The organism is Nonomuraea sp. B10E15, from assembly GCF_039871615.1.
Lineage (GTDB): Bacteria > Actinomycetota > Actinomycetes > Streptosporangiales > Streptosporangiaceae > Nonomuraea.
In genome coordinates, this window is sequence record NZ_JBDPMB010000021.1 from 55,749 (window position 1) to 72,439 (window position 16,691).

Here is a 16,691-nt window from a genome sequence, read left to right on the forward strand (position 1 = left end):
GTCGTCCACGGGTCCGATGCGGCGGAGCGTGGGGTGATTCGTCTTAGGGGCCTGGCTGGTCGCAAGGCGCAGGCACCGAAGGATCTGGCATGCCGGGAGCGCCCCTCGCGCGTCGCCGCAGTCTTGTTGGTTTCTCGATGGCTTCATGGCAACCGCCGAATGGCCACAGCATGAAGTTGACCATGCACTCGGAGTGAAATCATCATGAGGTCATGGCGAGGTTCCGCATGTACCCGACGCGACAGCAGGCGAACATCATGCTCGAGCACTGCGCGCACGCCCGCTACGTGTGGAACCTGGCCGTCGAACAGAACGCCCACTGGCGGCAAGGCCGTAGGCCCGCGCCCGGCTTCGCCGAACAGTGTCGTCAGCTCACCGAGGCCCGGCGCGAGAACGCATGTCGTACTGCCAGTGGCCGAAGGCGTAGTAGCTCTCGTCCAGCGAGCCCTGCGACGGGTTGTCCGAGGTGGGGGCGAACGACACGAGCGAGACGACGCGGCCCTCGCCCGCGCGGGCGTTCGGGTTGGCCTTCAGCGCCGGGTCCTGGGCACGTGGCCGCAGCGGCACGCGGGAGCGGTTGAACCGGGCGTCGGGGTCGGTGGCGGGATCCCAGTCGAGGATCGTGCCGGGGTACCAGTAGGAGGCGTAGGGCTGGTCGCCCGTCGCGGCCAGGGCCGGCCTGGCGGGCGCGGTGAGCAGGGCCGCCACGACCGTGGCCGCGCAGAGCGTGGGTAACAGCCTGCGTCGCATCTGATCTCCTCTCATTGCCGGTCGAGCACGGTGTCGATCCCCCTGGCCGCGAGGTGCGCGGCGTCGCCGGCGCGGGCGGCGGTGACGATGGCCAGCGGCCCGTCCTGGCGCAGCCGCACCCACGCGGCGTGGAAGGCGCTGCCCGGCGCGATCTCCGCGCGGCGCTCGGGCTCGGCTCTGAGGTCCACGTCGCAGGCGAGCGCCCGGCGGCGGCCGGCCCTGTCGCGCCGTTCCTTGACGGCGGCGGCCAGCTCCCTGGCCGCCGGCTTGGGCTGGTGGTCCACGGTGAACAGGCCGAGGTCGTACTCGCGCTCGGGGAAGTCGGCGAGCGAGCGGTCGAGGTCGTGGGAGCACCACCAGGTGACACCCCACAGGGCGGGGTTGGGGGTGACGGCGTCCAGCAGCCCGCGCACGAACGCGGGCGCGTCGGGCTCGGGCACGTCGGGCGCGGGCGCGCCGACCTCCTGGAGCCAGACCGGCCTGGCCGGGTCGGGAGAGGTGGCCGCGGCCAGCTCCACCAGGTAGTCGGCGTGGGTGACGGTGGCGGGACCGAGCGGGCCGTCGACGGCGGACACGCCGTTGAACACCCACGAGTGCACGGTCGTCAGGTCGCCGAGGTCGACGTTGTCGGCCGGGTGGAAGGGGTGTTCCGGGTCGTACCAGGTGGCGTCGTACAGGGAGTGCAGGTGGAGCAGGCGGGGGGCGGCGGCGCGGGCCACGCCGAGCAGCTCGGCGGCCCAGCTTCTGGAGTCGCCGAACGTGGTCGGGTTGGCCGGGTAAAGGTTGTTGACCTCGTTGCCGAGGGTCACCGCGAAGACGTTGTCGCGGGTGGCGGCCTCCCGGGTGAGCGTGTCCACGTACGACACCAGCCCCGCGCGTACGTCGGGGTCGGTGAACAGGCCGCGCCGGTGCCAGGTGAGCACCCACGACGGCAGGAAGTCGAAGCTGGACAGGTGGCCCTGCAGCAGGTCCACCGCCACGGACAGCCCGAACTCGGCGGCGGCGTCGATGACGGCGAGCAGGTCGTCGAGCCCACGCCGCCTGATGAGCGCGCGGTTGGGCTGGATCCACGGCCAGATCGGGAACACCCGGACGTGGTCGAGCCCGATCCCCGCGAGGTCCTCGAAGTCACGGCGGGCGGCGTCGGCGGGCTGGTCGAGCCAGCCGTAGAACCAGCCGGACGAGGGCACGTAGTTCGCGCCGAAGCGGAGCGGGCCGGGGCTGTGGTGCGGCTGGGGCACGCGGGTCCTCCATGGGGTGAACCGTCCCCGCGAGGACGTTCCCCCGGCGGAGGGGCGTCCCCGGCGGGGGTTGAGCCGATCATCGAGACCCTAAACCGCTTTAGTCCGCTTGCCAAGAGCGGGCGGCGCGGTGCTCTGCCGGACGACCAGCCGCGGCGTGCCGGTCTTGAGGTCGCGCCTGGCCCCCGGGTCGGCGATGACCTCGAGCAGCACCTCGGCCACCTGGCCGCCGAGCGCGAAGGTGTCGCGCGACAGCGAGGTGATGCTCGGGTGGGTGACCCGGGTCAGCACCGAGTCGTCGAAGGCGACGATCGACAGCTCGGCCGGCACGGCCACGCCCATCTCCCCCGACACGCCCAGCCCGGCCAGCGCCATCACGTCGCTGTCGTAGACGATCGCGGTCGGGCGGGAGGCGCGCGACAGCAGCGTCCTGGTCGCCGCCGCCCCTTCGGCGTCGCTGAAGTCGGTCGGCAGGGAGACCGCGTCCACCAGGCCGAGCCGCTTGACCGAGTCGCGCAGCGCGCGCATGCGGCGCTGGGTGTGGCGGAGGCCGGGCAGCCCCGCGACGTGGGCGACGCGGCGGTGCCCGAGCGCCGCCAGATAGTCGACGACCGACACCATCGCCTCGCGGTCGTCGGCCCACACGCTGGCCAGCGCCCCGTGCCTGCCGGGCCCGCCGAGCACGACGGCGGGCACGCCCAGCTCCTCCAGCGCGGCGAAACGGGGATCGCGGACCTTGGGGTCGACGAGGATGAACCCGTCCACGCGGTGCGCGGAGGTCCACTCCCTGTAGACCTCGATCTCGGCCTCGGAGTCCTCCACCACCAGCAGGTGCATCGCCACCTGCTGGCGCGACAACCTCGCCTGCAGGCCGGACAGGAGCTGGGCGAAGAACGGCTCGACGCCCAGCGTGCTCGCGGGCCTCGCGATCACCAGGCCCACCGCCTCGGCCCTGGCGCCGCCGAGGGCCCTGGCGGCGCTGTGCGGCCGCCAGTTCATCTCCCTGGCCACCTCGATGATGCGGGCCCTGGTCGCCTCGCTGACGCCGGGACGCCCGTTCAGCGCGAACGACACCGCGCCCTTGGACACCCCGACCCGCTGCGCGATGTCGGCGATCGTCGGTCGGCCCACGCGGCCGCTCCTTTCCTCACAGTCCGGCCACACCCTATTGACAGCGGAGTCTAGCCCGGTGGATAGTCCCGCAACTAGAGCGGTTTAGTACCCGCCGGCCACGAAGGAGAGCGCCATGCGAAGGTACTGGGCAGGACTGGCCGTGCTGGCCGTCACGATCGCGGGATGCGGGCTGGGTGGCGCCGAACCGGACCAGGCCGCGCCGGTCACGGGCGCCACCGGCGAGGTGAAGGGCAAGGTCAGCCTGCAGACCTGGGCGCTCAAGCCGAAGTTCACCGACTACGTGCAGGGCGTCATCGACGGCTTCGAGAAGGAGTACCCGGGCACCGAGGTCGAGTGGCTGGACCAGCCCGCCGAAGGTTACTCGGAGAAGGTGCTCACCCAGGCGGCCGGCGGCTCGCTGCCCGACGTCGTCAACCTGCCGCCCGACTTCGCCTTCCCGCTGGTCAAGCAGGGCGTGCTGCTGGACGTCGGCCCAGCCGACCAATGGGCCGATCAGCAGGCCGACCAGAAGCTGGCCGACGTCTACGTCCCCGGTGGCCTGGAGGCCTACCGCTACCCCGGCGTCCAGGGCACGTACGGCTTCCCGTGGTACCTCAACACCGACGTCAACTACTGGAACGCGGAGCTGCTCACCGAGAACGGCCTGGACCCGGAGAAGCCGCCGGCGAGCCTCGACGAGCTCATCGCCCAGGCCAGGACGGTGAAGGAGAAGTCGGGCGGCAAGGTCTATCTGATGAGCCGCAAGCCGGAGCTGGGCGACCTGGCCAACGCGGGCGTCCCCATGATGACGCCCGACGGGACCCGCTTCGCCTTCAACACCCCGCAGGCGGTCGCGCTGCTGGACCGGTATCGCGAGGCGTACAAGGAGGGGCTGCTGCCGCGCGACGTGCTCACCGACACCTACGCCGGCAACGCCAAGCTGTTCACCGAGGGCACGGTCGCCTGGACGACCGCCGGCGGCAACTTCATCACGAGCCTGGCCACCGACAATCCGACGCTCGCGCCCAAGGTGGTGCCGTCGCCCGCGATCGGCACTCCGCCGCTCTACGTGCAGGGCCTTTCGATCTCCAAGCGTACGGGGAACGCCCCGGCCGCGCTCGCCCTGGCCCGCTGGGTGACCAACGCCGAGAACCAGGCCGCCTTCGCCCATCTGGTCAACATCTTCCCCAGCACCAAGGCCTCGGCGGACGACCCGTTCTTCAGCAAGAGCGACGGCACCCGCTCGGGCGACGCCAAGGTGATCGCGTTCACCTCGCTCGCCAAGGCCAAGGTGCTCGAGCCGGTCCAGGTCACCGAGGCGATGAAGAAGTTCGTCCGGCAGCAGTTCGCGCTGGCGATCAGCGGTGAGGCCACCTCCGAGGAGGCGCTGGACGCCGCCGTGGCCAAGTGCGACGAGCTGCTCAAGAGCTGATGACCCACCACCGCTGGTTCACGCCGTGGCTGCTGGTGGCGCCCGCCGCGGTCTGGTTGTGCGTCTTCTCCGTCTTCCCGTCGATCAACACGCTGGTCCTGGCGTTCACCGACGCCAAGCCGCTCGGCGGCGGCCACTTCACCGGCCTGGCCAACTTCGGCCGCGCCCTGGACGACGACCAGCTCGCCGACGCGCTGGTCAACAGCATCGTCTACATGCTGGTGTGCCTGCCGCTGCTCACGCTGCTGCCGCTGCTGATCGCGATCCTGGTGGAGAAGAAGCTGCCCGGCATCATGTTCTTCCGCACCGCCTTCTACACCCCGGTGGTCGCCTCGGCCGTGGTGGTCGCGCTGATCTGGGGCTGGCTGCTCGACGACCGCGGGCTGGTGAACGGCTTCGCGCAGTGGCTGGGCGTGATCGCCGCGCCGGTGCCGTTCCTGACCGACCGGTGGCTGCTGCTGTTCAGCGCGATCAGCCTGACCGTCTGGAAGGGGCTGGGCTACTACATGATCATCTACCTGTCGGCGCTCGGCAACGTCCGGCGCGAGCTGCACGAGGCCGCTGCCGTGGACGGCGCGGGCCCGGTGCGGCGCTTCTGGAGCGTCACGGTGCCCGGCGTGCGCAACACGATGTTGCTGATCTCCGTGCTGGTGTCGGTCTCGGCGCTGCGCGTGTTCTCCGAGCTGTACGTGCTGTCGAACGGCACCGGCGGCCCCGGCGGCAGGGACATGTCGCTCGTGATGCTCATCCAGCTCTACAGCCGCGGCTTCACCGGCCACCTCGGCTACGCCTCCGCGCTCAGCCTGGTGCTGCTCGTCATCACCATCGGGCCGATGCTCCTGCTGCTGCGGCTCAACAGGAAGGCGGCCTGACATCAACACCGTCTCCGCCCGCGAGAAGGCGCTGCGTTACGTCCTGCTCCTGCTCGCGCTCGCCCTGACCGTCTCGCCGTTCCTGTGGCAGCTGTCCACCTCGCTCAAGAGCGTCCAGGAGGACATCTACACCCGGACGCCGAGCTTCCTGCCCCAGCAGCCGACGCTCGCCAACTACGCCGAGGTGGCCGAGACCGTCCCCGTGTGGTCGTACGCGGCCAACTCGCTGGTCGTGGCCGCCATCGTGGTCGCGGGCAACGCCGTGGGCGCCACGATCGCCGGGTTCGCCCTGGCCAAGCTCCGCTTCAGGGGCGCGAAGCTGCTGCTCGGGCTGTTCCTGGCGACGCTGGTGCTGCCCGGCGAGGTGACGATCGTCTCGCAGTACGTCACCGTCCGCTCGCTCGGTCTGGCCGACACCCTGCTCGGGGTGGCGTTGCCGGGCGCGATCGGGATGCTTAACGTGCTGTTGATGCGTACAGCGTTTCAGGCGATCCCCCGGGAGATGGACGAAGCCGCGATCATCGACGGGGCGACGGCGTGGCAGCGGCTGCGCCACATCGGCCTGCCGAACGTGCGCGGCATGCTCAGCGTGGTCACGATCTTCGCGTTCATCGGGGCCTGGGACGACTTCCTGTGGCCGCTCATCGTCCTGACCGACCCCGCCAACTACACTCTCACGGTCGGCCTGCAGTATTTGAACGGCACGTTCATCGCCAACCCGCGGTTGATCGCGGCAGGCACGATGATCTCCTTCCTGCCGATCGTGATCGTCTTCGCGGCACTCCAGCGCTTCTTCTTCAGGGGCGTGGAGGAAGGCGCCATCAAAGGCTGACAATCCCCCCTTTGTGTAAGGAGTCCCTGATGCACGACGACCGCGACCTGGTCGAAGCCCGCCTGAAGCGTGTGCTCAACGAGCGGATCCGCCCCGCCCTTCACCCCGATTCGGTGCCGCTGGAGGTGGCCGTCTGGCATGCGCCGGACGAGCCCGTACCGGTCGCCGAAGGGCTGGCCGCGACGCCTGAGCCGATCGCGGTGGGCGACGCGTGGGGCGCGCCGTGGGGCACCAGCTGGTTCACCGTCACCGGCACGGTGCCGGAGCGGTGGGCGGGCCGGACCGTCGAAGCCCTGCTCGACCTGGGCTTCGACGAGGACATGCCCGGTTTCCAGTGCGAGGGCCTGGTCTACCTCCCCGACGGCACCCCGGTGAAGGGGCTCAACCCGCGCAACCAGTGGGTCCGCGTCGGCGCCCCCGTCAAGGGCGGCGAGCGGGTGCGCCTGCACGTCGAGGCCGCCTCCAACCCCGTCATCCTCGGCCGCCACCCGTTCCAGCCGACCCGGCTCGGCGACAAGGAGACGGCCGGGAACGACCCCCTCTACCGGCTGACCCGCATGGACCTGGCCGTCTTCGACGAGACCGTGTGGCAGCTCGTGATGGACCTGGAGGTGCTCGGCGAGCTGATGCACGAGCTGCCCGTCGACGGCGCCCGCCGCTACGAGGTGCTGCGGGCCGTCAACCGGGCGCTGGACGCCGTGGACCTCCAGGACGTCAACGGCACGGCCGCCGCCGCCAGGGCCGAGCTGACCGGCGTGCTGTCGGCCCCCGCCGTGCCGTCGGCGCACCGCGTCAGCGCCGTCGGCCACGCCCACATCGACTCGGCCTGGTTGTGGCCGCTGCGCGAGACCGTGCGCAAGGTGGCCCGCACCGCGTCCAACATGACGGCGCTGCTGGAGGACGAGCCGGACTTCGTGTTCGCCATGTCGCAGGCGCAGCAGTGGGCGTGGATCAAGGAGCACCGGCCCGAGGTCTGGGCGAAGGTGACCAAGGCGGTGGCCTCCGGCCGCTTCGTCCCGGCGGGCGGCATGTGGGTGGAGTCCGACACGAACATGCCCGGCTCGGAGGCGATGGCCCGGCAGTTCGTGCACGGCAAACGTTTCTTCATCGACGAGTTCGGCGTCGACAACGAGGAGGTGTGGCTGCCCGACACGTTCGGCTTCGCGGCCGGGCTGCCGCAGATCATCAAGGCGGCCGGGTCGAAGCGGCTGCTCACGCAGAAGATCTCGTGGAGCCAGACGAACACGTTCCCGCACCACACGTTCCTGTGGGAGGGCCTCGACGGCACCCGGATCTTCACGCACTTCCCGCCCGTCGACACCTACAACTGCTCGATGACGGGCGGCGAGCTGGCCCACGCGGCCCGCAACTTCAAGGACAAGGGCGTCGCCCGGCACTCGCTCGCGCCGACCGGCTGGGGCGACGGAGGCGGCGGCACGACGCGCGAGATGGTCGCCAAGGCCGCCCGGGTACGCGACCTGGAGGGTTCGCCCGCCGTCACGTGGGAGACGCCGGCCGCCTTCTTCGCCAAGGCGGAGGCGGAATATCCCCACCCGCCTGTCTGGGCCGGCGAGCTCTACCTGGAGCTGCACCGGGCGACCCTGACCAGCCAGGCCAAGACGAAGCAGGGCAACCGCCGCAGCGAGCACCTGCTGCGGGAGGCCGAGCTCTGGGCGGCGACCGCGGCCGTGCGCGCCGGTGCGCCCTACCCGTACGCGCAGCTCGACCGGATCTGGAAGACGGTGCTGCTGCACCAGTTCCACGACATCCTGCCCGGCTCGTCGATCGCGTGGGTGCACCGGGAGGCGCGCAGGACGTACGAACTGGTCGCGGAGGAGCTGAACGCCGTCATCGACACCGCGCAGCGCGCGCTGGCCGGCGACGCCTCCGGCGGCACGCTCGTCTTCAACGGCGCCCCGCACGCCCGCCGCGGCGTCCCCGCGGGCGGCGCGGCACGGCCGGAGGCCGGCGTGCGGACCTCCGCGGGCGAGCGCGACGGCGGCGGTTACGTGCTGGACAACGGCCTGCTGAGGGTGGAGGTCGACGCCCGCGGCCTGATCGTGTCGGTCCACGACGTGGCCGCCGACCGGGAGACGGTCGCCCCGGGCCAGGTGGCCGGGCTGCTGCAGCTGCACCCCGACTTCCCCAACAAGTGGGACGCCTGGGATGTCGACGAGTTCTACCGCAACACGGGCACCGACCTGACCGAGGCCGACGAGGTGAGCCTGGCGGACGGCTCGGTCCGTGTCCGCCGCTCCTTCGGCTCGTCGAGCGTGACGCAGGTCTTCACGCTGTCCGGCCGGCGGCTCGACATCGACACCGAGGTCGACTGGCACGAGACGGAGAAGTTCCTGAAGCTGGCCTTCCCGCTGGACGTGCACGCCGACCGGTACGCCTCCGAGAGCCAGTACGGCCACGTCTTCCGCGCCACGCACACCAACACGAGCTGGGAGGCGGCCAAGTTCGAGGCCTGCAACCACCGCTTCGTGCACGTGGAGGAGCCGGGCTGGGGCGTCGCGCTCGTCAACGACTCGACCTACGGCCACGACGTCACCCGCACCGCCGGTGACGCGGGCACGACGACGACCGTACGCGTCTCGCTGCTGCGCGCCCCCCGCTTCCCCGACCCGGAGACCGACCAGGGGGTGCACCGCTTCCGCCACGCGCTGGTGCCGGGCGCCACGATCGGCGACGCGGTCCGCGAGGGCTATGTCGTCAACCTGCCCGAGCGCCGCGTGCCCGGCGACGCCGAGGTGGCGCCGCTGGTGACGGTGGACGACGACGCGGTGGTGGTGACCGCCGTCAAGCTGGCCGACGACGAGAGCGGCGACGTGATCGTGCGCTTCCACGAGTCGAGGGGCGGCCGGGCGCGGGCCACGCTGACGCCGGGCTTCCCGGTGGCGCAGGTGGTCGAGACGGACCTGCTGGAGCGTCCCACGGCCGAGCCGCGGCGCCACGACGGCCCGGTGCCGCTGACGCTGCGCCCGTTCGAGCTGGTGACCTTGCGGCTCAAGCGCGCGTGATCAGGCCGAGTGATCAGGCCGCGTGATCACGTCAGGGCCGCCCGGCGAGGGCCGGGCGGCCCGCTCAGCCGCTGAGCAGCGCCCCCAGGCGGGGCGCGTAGGTGGCGTGGAAGACCAGCGAGGCCGCGCCGATCGCGGCGGCGTCCGCCGCGATCGGCGAGGTCTCCACCTGGACCGCGTGCAGCCTCCTGGCCAGCGACCTGCTCGACACGGCCGCCGCGACCACCTCGCGGTAGATCCCGCCCACCTCCCTGAGCGCGGGCCCGCCGAGCACGAGCAGGTCGATGTCGAGCATGTTCACGACGCTCACGGCGGCGTCGGCCAGCCGCCCGGCCACGCGTTCGATCACGGCGCGGGCCTCGGGCTCGCCGCGCGCGGCCGCCGCGCAGATGGCGGCGTGGTCGGATCCGTTGCCCAGCGCCGCCTCGATGGCGCTCGGGCAGCAGACGGCCTCGACGCATCCCCGGTTGCCGCAGTAGCACTCGGGGCCGTCCGGTTCGACCGTCATATGGCCGAACTCGGCGGCGTTGAGCGACCGCCCGCGATAGACCTGGTTGTCGAGGAAGATCCCGCCCCCGATGCCCGTTCCCAGGTAGAGGTAGGCGAAGCTGGGCGTGGACCGCGCCGTTCCGGCCCACCGCTCCCCGATCGCCGCGGCGGTCGCGTCGTTGTCGACGGTGACGGGAAAGCGGGTGTGCTCCTCCAGCAGGCTCTTGATCGGCACCTGGTCCCAGCCGGGCAGCCGCGGCGGCGACATCATCACGCCGTCGCCGTCCAGCGGCCCGGGGCAGGCCAGGCCCACCCCCAGCACCTTGCCGTCGGCGACCCCCGCCTCCCTGAGGATGCGCCGCGCGGCCCTGGCCATCTGCCGCACCACGGCGTCCGGCCGGCGTCCCGGCCGCACCGGCTGACGCAGCCGCGCGACCGGCCGCCCGGCCAGGTCGGCGAGCACGCAGGAGATCTCCCCGGGGTCGAAGTGCACGCCGATGGCGTAGCCGGCGCCCGGGTCGACCCGCAGGATCGTGCGCGGCTTGCCCCCGTTGGACGGTGTGGAGCCGTCCTCGATGACCAGCCCCTCCTCCAGCAACCGGCGGACGATCACCGACACGGTCTGCGCCGTCAACCTGGTGCGGGCCGCGATCTGGACGCGGCTGATCCCGTCGGAGGCCTGGATCGCCTCCAGCACCACGGCGCGGTTGTAGCTCCCCACCTTGGGCAGGTTCGTGCCCAGCTGCATGTCGCCAATATCACACAAACTGTTGACTTTGTAAATCAAATAGATTTAGCTTCTCGGCAACCCCAAGGAAACTTCCCTGGCAACCCAAGAACCACCGGGAGCCCGTGATGAGACGTATGCTGGCCGGTTCCCTCCTGCTGCTGACAGCCGTGGCCGCCTGTGGCGCCGACACCGAGCAGAACGCCTCCGGCAGCAAGGAACTCGAGGTCCTCTACAAGGTCGAGCCGACGTGGCCGCATCTGGAGAAGATGCTCACGGACGCCAAGAAGCAGTACGAAGCCGCTCACGCCGGCGTCACCATCAAACTCACGCCCGTCCAGGGCAACAACGAGGCCTACTACACCAAGCTGGCCCTGCTCAACCGGTCTCCTGACTCGGCTCCCGACGTCTACCTGCACGACACGTTCCAGGTGAACGCCGACGTCGCGGCGGGCAAGCTGGCCCCCCTGGACGACTACCTGGCCAAGTGGCCCGACTGGAGCGAGCAGTTCCCCGACTCGGTCAAGCAGGCCGCCAAGGGTGGCGACGGCAAGATCTACGGCGTCCCGATCAGCACCGACACGCGCGGCCTCTGGTACCACAAGGACGTCTTCGCCAAGGCCGGCCTGCCCGTCCCGTGGGAGCCGAAGACCTGGAACGACGTCCTGACGGCCGCCCGCACGATCAAGCAGAAGCTGCCCGGCGTCCTGCCCTTCACCATGTACTCGACGAAGATCCACGGTGAGGCGTCGACCATGCAGGGCTTCGAGATGCTCCTGTACGGCACGCCCGGCGGCACCCTCTACGACGAGGCGCAGAAGAAGTGGGTGGCCGGCGGCAAGCAGTTCACCGACGCGCTGACGTTCGTCAACACCATCTACCGCGAGGAGCTCGGGCCCAAGCAGGCCGACGCGCACAACGCCAAGCTGGCCGACAAGGTGAACTACGAGTGGTTCCCCAACGCCAAGCTGGGCATCGCGCTCGACGGCGCGTGGACCGCCTCGGCGTGGAAGCCGACCAGCACCAAGCCGTGGGCGGAGTGGAAGGACAAGATGGGCTGGACGGCCATGCCGACGCAGAACGGCGAGGAGCCGGGCGCGGTCAGCATGTCGGGCGGCTGGGTGATGGCGATGAGCTCCTACGCCAAGAACAAGCAGGAGGCGTGGGACTTCATCGCGGTGGCCACCAACAAGGAGAACTCGCTGACGTACGCGCTGGGCTCGGGTGACCTGGCCCCCCGCAAGGACGTCGCGGCCGACCCGAAGTACACGGGCGACAACCCGAGCGTGAAGTTCTTCACCGAGCTGGCCTCGGTGACCCACTACCGGCCGGCGTTCGAGGAGTACCCGAAGGTGTCGGCGCAGATCCAGGAGGCCCTGGAGTCCGTGACCACGGGCGCGCGGACTCCTGAGGAGGCCACCGCCGCCTACGCGAAGGCGCTGCCCACCGCCGTGGGCGGCCCCGACAAGGTGCTGGCCAAATGACGGTCGCCACGGCGCCGGCCCCGCCCGTGACGAGCACGCCCCCCGGCGGCTCGTCGCGGCGCGGGGTGCTGCGCTGGCTGCTCCCCCTGGGGCCGGCCATCGTCCTGCTGGCGCTCTTCCTCGCCGGCCCCATCCTGTGGAGCGTCTACGTCGCCTTCACCAACGAGACGCTCACCGGCTCGGCCTCGGTCAACTCCGAGTTCGTCGGCGTGGCCAACTTCACCAGGCTCTTCAACGACCCGAACTTCATCAACTCGTTCGTCCTCACGTTCGTCTTCGTGATCGGGTCGGCCGTCATCGGCCAGAACACCCTGGGGCTGATCATCGCCCTGCTCCAGCGCGGGCGCGGCCGGGTGACGCGCAGCGCCGTCAACGGCGTCGTCATCGCCGCCTGGGTGGTGCCCGAGGTGGTGGCGGCGGCCTGCTGGTTCTCGTTCCTGGCCGAGGAGGGCACGCTCAACTCGGTGCTCGGCATCTCCCAGGAGTGGCTCTACACGGCCCCGATGCTGGCGGTGATCCTGGCCAACGTCTGGCGCGGCACCGCGTTCTCCATGCTGGTGTACTCGGCCGCCCTCTCCGAGGTGCCGAAGGACCTGGTGGAGGCCGCCGCCGTGGACGGAGCGGGCCCGGGCCGCCGCCTGCTGCACATCACCCTGCCCCTGATCCGCAGATCCATCATGGCCAACCTCATGCTGATCACCCTGCAGACCCTGGCGAGCTTCGGCCTCATCTACGCCCTCACCGGAGGCGGGCCGGGCACGGCCAGCCAGACCACGCCGCTCTACATGTACGAGCAGGCGTTCCGCTACTTCGAGATCGGCTACGGCTCCGCGATCGCCCTCGTCATGCTGGTGATCGGCGCCCTGTTCTCGCTGATCTACCTGCGCCTGATCAAAGTGGAGGACGCGTGACCAGGCTCGCGGCCCGCGGAGCGGCGGGGTTGTCGCTCCTCATCATCTGCCTGGCCTTCCTCGGCCCGTTCCTGTGGGTGGTGATCTCGTCGGTCCAGCCGGAGGCGACCCTCGCCGCTCAGCCGACCCTGAACTTCTCGCTGGACAACTTCACGGCGGTGCTGACGTGGGAGACGCTGATCCTCCCGCTGATCAACTCCATCGTGATCTCGGGGTCCACGGCGATCCTGACCGTGCTCGTCGCCGGCCTGGCCGCCTACCCGCTCTCCCGCTACCAGCTCCGCTACCGCCGGCACTTCATGCTGACGCTGCTGTTCACCACCGGCCTGCCGATGACGGCGGTCCTGGTGCCGGTCTACGCGATGTTCTTCCGCTTCAACCTGTACGGCTCCGTGCCGGCGATGGTGCTGTTCCTGACGGCCAGCTCGCTGCCGTTCTCGATCTGGATGATGAAGAACTTCATGGACGGGGTGCCGGTGAGCCTGGAGGAGGCGGCATGGGTGGACGGCGCCGGCTGGATGCGGTCGCTGACGACCGTGGTGGGCCCGCTCATGGCGCCGGGCATCGCGGTGGTGGCGATCTTCGTGTTCGTCGGGCAGTGGGGCAACTTCTTCGCCCCGTTCGTGCTGATGGACACGCCGGAGAAGCAGCCGGCCGCGGTGACCATCTACACCTTCTTCTCCCAGTACGGGCAGGTCGCCTACGGCCAGCTGGCCGCGTTCTCCATCCTCTACACGGCCCCGGCGGTGATCCTCTACGTGGCGGTGAACAAGTATCTGGCCGGCTCGTTCAGCTTCGCCGGCTCGGTGAAGGGCTGAGGTCCGCCGGGCGTACGATCCGGCCTGCGGAGGGCCCGACCTCTTGCCGAAAGTCTGACTGAACGTTAGACATAAATGTCACCATTCGGCTGAGAACGGAGCTTTCATGCCCTCGCAGGCCAGTTCGCGTCCGAACCCCCGCCTCCCGCGAGCCCTCGGGGTCACGGCGGCCACGGCGGCCGGGATGCTCGCCCTCGCCGCGACGTTCTCTCCCGCGGCCGCGCTGGCCGCGCCGCCCTCCCCCTCGTCGGTGCTGGTCTGCCTGCCGGACACGCCCGTCTGCCAGGAGGTCCGCGGGGCGCCCGGCGACTTCCGCCTCTGGTTCAAGATCAACAACGCGACGGCTCCCGTGGGCCTGTCCTTCACCGTCAACGGCTCCCCCGCCTCCGGCTCCGTCTCCACGCAGGACCTCGGCGAGGCGATCGAAGGAGAGTTCCGGCCCGTGACGCCGCTCGTCAGCGGCGACGAGGCATGCCTCAGCTACGCCGGCGGCAGCGGCGAACACTGCGCCACCGCCCCGTGACGAGCGCCACCGGAAGGACATTCTGCCCCAACAGGGATGGTTGAAAGGCGTACGGTTGTCGCATGGCTGCGACCCCCGCAACGGTGCACTGGCGCGGCGTGCACCACCTCGCCCTGGTGACCGCGGACATGGACGCCACCGTGCGCTTCTGGCACGGCGTGCTCGATGCCCGGCTGGTCGCCACCCTCGCCGTCCCCGCGTTCAGGCACTACTTCTTCGAGGTGGGGCCGGGCAACACCGTCGCCTTCTTCGAATACACCGACCAGCCCATCGACAGCTTCGCCAAACCCGCCGGCGTGCCGTACGCCAGGGCGGCGCAGTTCGACCACCTGTCCCTGCACCTGCCGGACGAGGACGCGCTCAACCGGATGCGCGACCGGCTCAAGGCGCACGGCTGCGAGGTCACCGACGTCATCGACCACGGCTTCCTGCGCTCGATCTACTTCAGCGACCCCAACGGCATCGCCCTCGAGGCCTCCTGGTGGACGCTCGACCCGACCGGCCGCCCCGCGGATCACGCCGACGAGCGGCTGTTCGCCGACCCCGACCCCGTACCCGCCGTCCGCGAGCTGCGCGACGGCGGCCGCCTCCACCACACGGCCGCGACGAAGCTCGTCGACGGCATCATCGAGGACCTCCGGCGCGAAGGCGTCACTCTGGAGCCCTGACCGCCCCGGCTCCGGCACGGCGGCGGCACGGCGGCAGGCGATCCCCCGGGGGCCTCCCCGGGGGATCGCCGTGACCGTCAGGCGCAGGTGTAGCCGGACGGCGTCTGCGTGTTCCCGTTCGGACGGGTGACCTGGAAGCCGAAGCTGGTGCTGGCGTTCGGCGCCAGGGTGCCGTTGTAGCCGGCGTTCCTGGCGGTGACGGTCTGCCCGCTGACGGTCACGGCGGCGTTCCACGAGCCGGCCAGCGTGTGCCCGGACGGCAGGGTGAAGGTGACGGTCCAGCCGGAGATGCCCGACGTGCCGGTGTTGGTGACGGTCACAGGCTGCACGACGTACCCGTTGCCCCACTGGGTCTGCACGGTGCCGGCGGCGGTGCAGCCGCCCCCTCCGCTGCCGCCCTCGGCCGTGGTGAACGTGGTCGTGGACGAGTTGCCGGACAGGTTGCCGGCGCCGTCGCGCGCCCGCACGTACACCACGTACTCGGTCTCGGGGCTCAGCCCGGTCAGGGTGATGGAGTTGGTGGTGGTCGTGCCGAGTTGCGTGTCGCTGGCTCCCTGCTCGCGGTAGACGTTGTACCCGGCCAGCCCGCTGCCCCCGCTGTCGGTCGAGGCGGTCCACGTCAGCCTGGCGGAGTTGGCGGTGACGTTGCTCGACGACGGCGTGCCGGGCGTGCTCGGCGCCGTGGTGTCGTCGTTGCTCGAGCCGTCGTCGAGCGCGTCGTGCACGGCGTCGTAGGCGGGCTTCTTCTGGTAGTTCTCGTCGTAGATGAGCGCCGCGCCCTCCCCCTGGAACGTGTCCGGCACCCACGAGTGCTTGTCGGTGAAGCCCCAGATCGTCACGCCCGCGCAGGCGCTGACGGCCAGGCAGGCGTTGACGGCGTTGCGGTAGTAGGTCGCCTGGGTGGCGTCCTTGGAGGAGTTTCTGGGCATCTGCATGCGGATGTCCAGCTCGGTGATGCGCACCTGGACGCCGAGGGCGGCGAAGCGCTCCATGTTCTGCTGCAGGTCGTTCGGGAAGCCGTACTGGATGGCGAGGTGGCCCTGGAAGCCGACGCAGTCGACGGGCACGCCCTGCTGGCGCAGCGACCGGACGAGGTTGTACATCGCGGTGCTCTTGGCGTTGATGCCCTCGACGTTGTAGTCGTTGATGCACAGCCGGGCGTCGGGGTCGGCCTCGCGCGCGGCCCTGAAGGCGTCGGCGACGAAGCTCTCGCCGAGCCTATTGTACCAGAACGACGAGCGCCAGCTGCCGTTGTCCTCGAAGATCTCGTTCACCACGTCCCACGAGACCACCGCGGGGTTGTCGGCGTAGCGCCCGACGACCTGGGCGATGTGGTTCTCCATCGCGTCACGCATGGCGCCGGCGCCGAGGCCCTGCACCCATCCGGGCGTCTGGTTGTGCCAGACGAGCGTGTGGCCGTGGACCTGCTGGTTGTTCTGCGTGGCGAAGTTGACGATGGCGTCGGCGCCGGAGAAGTTGAACTGGCCCTGGTTGGGCTCGGTGGTGTCCCACTTCATCACGTTCTCAGCGGTGATCTGGTTGAACTCGGTGGCCGCGATGGTGCGGTACGCGGTCTCGTTGGACAGCGGGCTGGTGGCGAGCGCCGCACCGATGAACTTGCCCCGGCTCTGCGCGTGCGTCCGCAGGGGGGCGGACGCTTCGGCCGAGGTGACGGGGAGGAGGAAGGTCAGAAGCATCCCCACCAGGGTGAGGGCTCTGATGAGCGAGGACGAACGCACGGATATCTACCTCCGGAGGCAGGCACTCGGTCCCGAAAGTTTTCGACCCGAACAGGATCGCACCGGAGA

General features: G+C 70.4%; 14 protein-coding genes. 9 read left to right on the forward strand and 5 right to left on the reverse strand.

Annotation, left to right across the window (positions count from 1 at the left end; genetic code table 11):
* Positions 1-372 precede the first annotated feature (372 nt).
* The 3 genes from ABGB14_RS38945 to ABGB14_RS38955 all read right to left on the reverse strand — a co-directional run bounded on the left by ABGB14_RS38945 (position 373) and on the right by ABGB14_RS38955 (position 3,122).
* A complete protein-coding gene (locus tag ABGB14_RS38945) occupies positions 373-750 on the reverse strand; it encodes a hypothetical protein (RefSeq protein ID WP_347648878.1) in 378 nt (125 codons plus the stop codon).
* 11 nt (positions 751-761) lie between these two features.
* Complete coding sequence (locus ABGB14_RS38950; protein WP_347648879.1) at positions 762-1,991, reverse strand: glycosyl hydrolase; 1,230 nt, start codon at positions 1,989-1,991, stop codon at positions 762-764.
* Positions 1,992-2,081: 90 nt separating this feature from the next.
* Positions 2,082-3,122, reverse strand: coding sequence for a LacI family DNA-binding transcriptional regulator (locus tag ABGB14_RS38955; protein WP_347648880.1), 1,041 nt, complete (start codon positions 3,120-3,122; stop codon positions 2,082-2,084).
* A gap of 115 nt (positions 3,123-3,237) precedes the next feature.
* On the opposite strand from ABGB14_RS38955, the gene ABGB14_RS38960 reads away from it, so the two are divergent.
* The 4 genes from ABGB14_RS38960 (at position 3,238) to ABGB14_RS38975 (ending at position 9,263) form a co-directional block, all read left to right on the forward strand.
* On the forward strand, positions 3,238-4,536 hold the full coding sequence (locus tag ABGB14_RS38960; protein ID WP_347648881.1) for an extracellular solute-binding protein: 1,299 nt from the start codon (positions 3,238-3,240) through the stop codon (positions 4,534-4,536).
* Positions 4,536-5,408 carry a sugar ABC transporter permease gene (locus tag ABGB14_RS38965; protein ID WP_347648882.1) on the forward strand — a complete coding sequence of 291 codons (873 nt, stop codon included), beginning with the start codon at positions 4,536-4,538 and terminating at the stop codon, positions 5,406-5,408. The genes ABGB14_RS38960 and ABGB14_RS38965 overlap by 1 nt, the downstream gene beginning before the upstream one ends.
* A gap of 184 nt (positions 5,409-5,592) precedes the next feature.
* Complete coding sequence (locus tag ABGB14_RS38970) at positions 5,593-6,240, forward strand: carbohydrate ABC transporter permease (protein ID WP_347648883.1); 648 nt, start codon at positions 5,593-5,595, stop codon at positions 6,238-6,240.
* 29 nt (positions 6,241-6,269) lie between these two features.
* Positions 6,270-9,263 (forward strand): glycoside hydrolase family 38 C-terminal domain-containing protein, encoded by a 2,994-nt coding sequence (locus tag ABGB14_RS38975; RefSeq protein WP_347648884.1) that lies wholly within the window; start codon positions 6,270-6,272, stop codon positions 9,261-9,263.
* 64 nt (positions 9,264-9,327) lie between these two features.
* On the opposite strand, the gene ABGB14_RS38980 is transcribed toward ABGB14_RS38975, so the two are convergent.
* Complete coding sequence (locus tag ABGB14_RS38980) at positions 9,328-10,500, reverse strand: ROK family transcriptional regulator (protein WP_347648885.1); 1,173 nt, start codon at positions 10,498-10,500, stop codon at positions 9,328-9,330.
* Positions 10,501-10,607: 107 nt separating this feature from the next.
* Here ABGB14_RS38980 and ABGB14_RS38985 point away from each other — a divergent pair, with 107 nt between their 5' ends.
* From ABGB14_RS38985 to ABGB14_RS39005, 5 genes are all read left to right on the forward strand, one after another.
* Entirely contained in the window at positions 10,608-11,963 is a 1,356-nt protein-coding gene (locus ABGB14_RS38985) for an extracellular solute-binding protein (protein WP_347648886.1), read from the forward strand.
* Positions 11,960-12,874, forward strand: a complete 915-nt coding sequence (locus ABGB14_RS38990; RefSeq protein ID WP_347648887.1) for a sugar ABC transporter permease — start codon at positions 11,960-11,962, stop codon at positions 12,872-12,874. The genes ABGB14_RS38985 and ABGB14_RS38990 overlap by 4 nt, the downstream gene beginning before the upstream one ends.
* A complete protein-coding gene (locus tag ABGB14_RS38995) occupies positions 12,871-13,692 on the forward strand; it encodes a carbohydrate ABC transporter permease (protein WP_347648888.1) in 822 nt (273 codons plus the stop codon). The genes ABGB14_RS38990 and ABGB14_RS38995 overlap by 4 nt, the downstream gene beginning before the upstream one ends.
* Positions 13,693-13,798: 106 nt before the next feature.
* Complete coding sequence (locus tag ABGB14_RS39000; RefSeq protein ID WP_347648889.1) at positions 13,799-14,215, forward strand: hypothetical protein; 417 nt, start codon at positions 13,799-13,801, stop codon at positions 14,213-14,215.
* A 62-nt stretch (positions 14,216-14,277) separates the two neighbouring features.
* A complete protein-coding gene (locus tag ABGB14_RS39005) occupies positions 14,278-14,883 on the forward strand; it encodes a VOC family protein (RefSeq protein ID WP_347648890.1) in 606 nt (201 codons plus the stop codon).
* A gap of 77 nt (positions 14,884-14,960) precedes the next feature.
* Here the strand turns inward: ABGB14_RS39005 and ABGB14_RS39010 are convergent, their stop codons facing one another.
* The gene (locus ABGB14_RS39010; RefSeq protein ID WP_347648891.1) at positions 14,961-16,580 is read right to left on the reverse strand and encodes an endo-1,4-beta-xylanase; all 1,620 of its coding nucleotides are present in this window, start codon (positions 16,578-16,580) and stop codon (positions 14,961-14,963) included.
* Positions 16,581-16,691 lie beyond the last annotated feature (111 nt).

Bases quoted from the DNA above. Each gene is read 5' to 3' on its own strand.
- ABGB14_RS38945 (WP_347648878.1), bottom strand. From the start codon at position 750: ATGCGACGCAGGCTGTTACCCACGCTCTGCGCGGCCACGGTCGTGGCG.
- ABGB14_RS38960 (WP_347648881.1), top strand. From the start codon at position 3,238: ATGCGAAGGTACTGGGCAGGACTGGCCGTGCTGGCCGTCACGATCGCG.
- ABGB14_RS38965 (WP_347648882.1), top strand. From the start codon at position 4,536: ATGACCCACCACCGCTGGTTCACGCCGTGGCTGCTGGTGGCGCCCGCC.
- ABGB14_RS38975 (WP_347648884.1), top strand. From the start codon at position 6,270: ATGCACGACGACCGCGACCTGGTCGAAGCCCGCCTGAAGCGTGTGCTC.
- ABGB14_RS38980 (WP_347648885.1), bottom strand. From the start codon at position 10,500: ATGCAGCTGGGCACGAACCTGCCCAAGGTGGGGAGCTACAACCGCGCC.
- ABGB14_RS38985 (WP_347648886.1), top strand. From the start codon at position 10,608: ATGAGACGTATGCTGGCCGGTTCCCTCCTGCTGCTGACAGCCGTGGCC.
- ABGB14_RS38990 (WP_347648887.1), top strand. From the start codon at position 11,960: ATGACGGTCGCCACGGCGCCGGCCCCGCCCGTGACGAGCACGCCCCCC.
- ABGB14_RS39000 (WP_347648889.1), top strand. From the start codon at position 13,799: ATGCCCTCGCAGGCCAGTTCGCGTCCGAACCCCCGCCTCCCGCGAGCC.
- ABGB14_RS39005 (WP_347648890.1), top strand. From the start codon at position 14,278: ATGGCTGCGACCCCCGCAACGGTGCACTGGCGCGGCGTGCACCACCTC.
- ABGB14_RS39010 (WP_347648891.1), bottom strand. From the start codon at position 16,580: ATGCTTCTGACCTTCCTCCTCCCCGTCACCTCGGCCGAAGCGTCCGCC.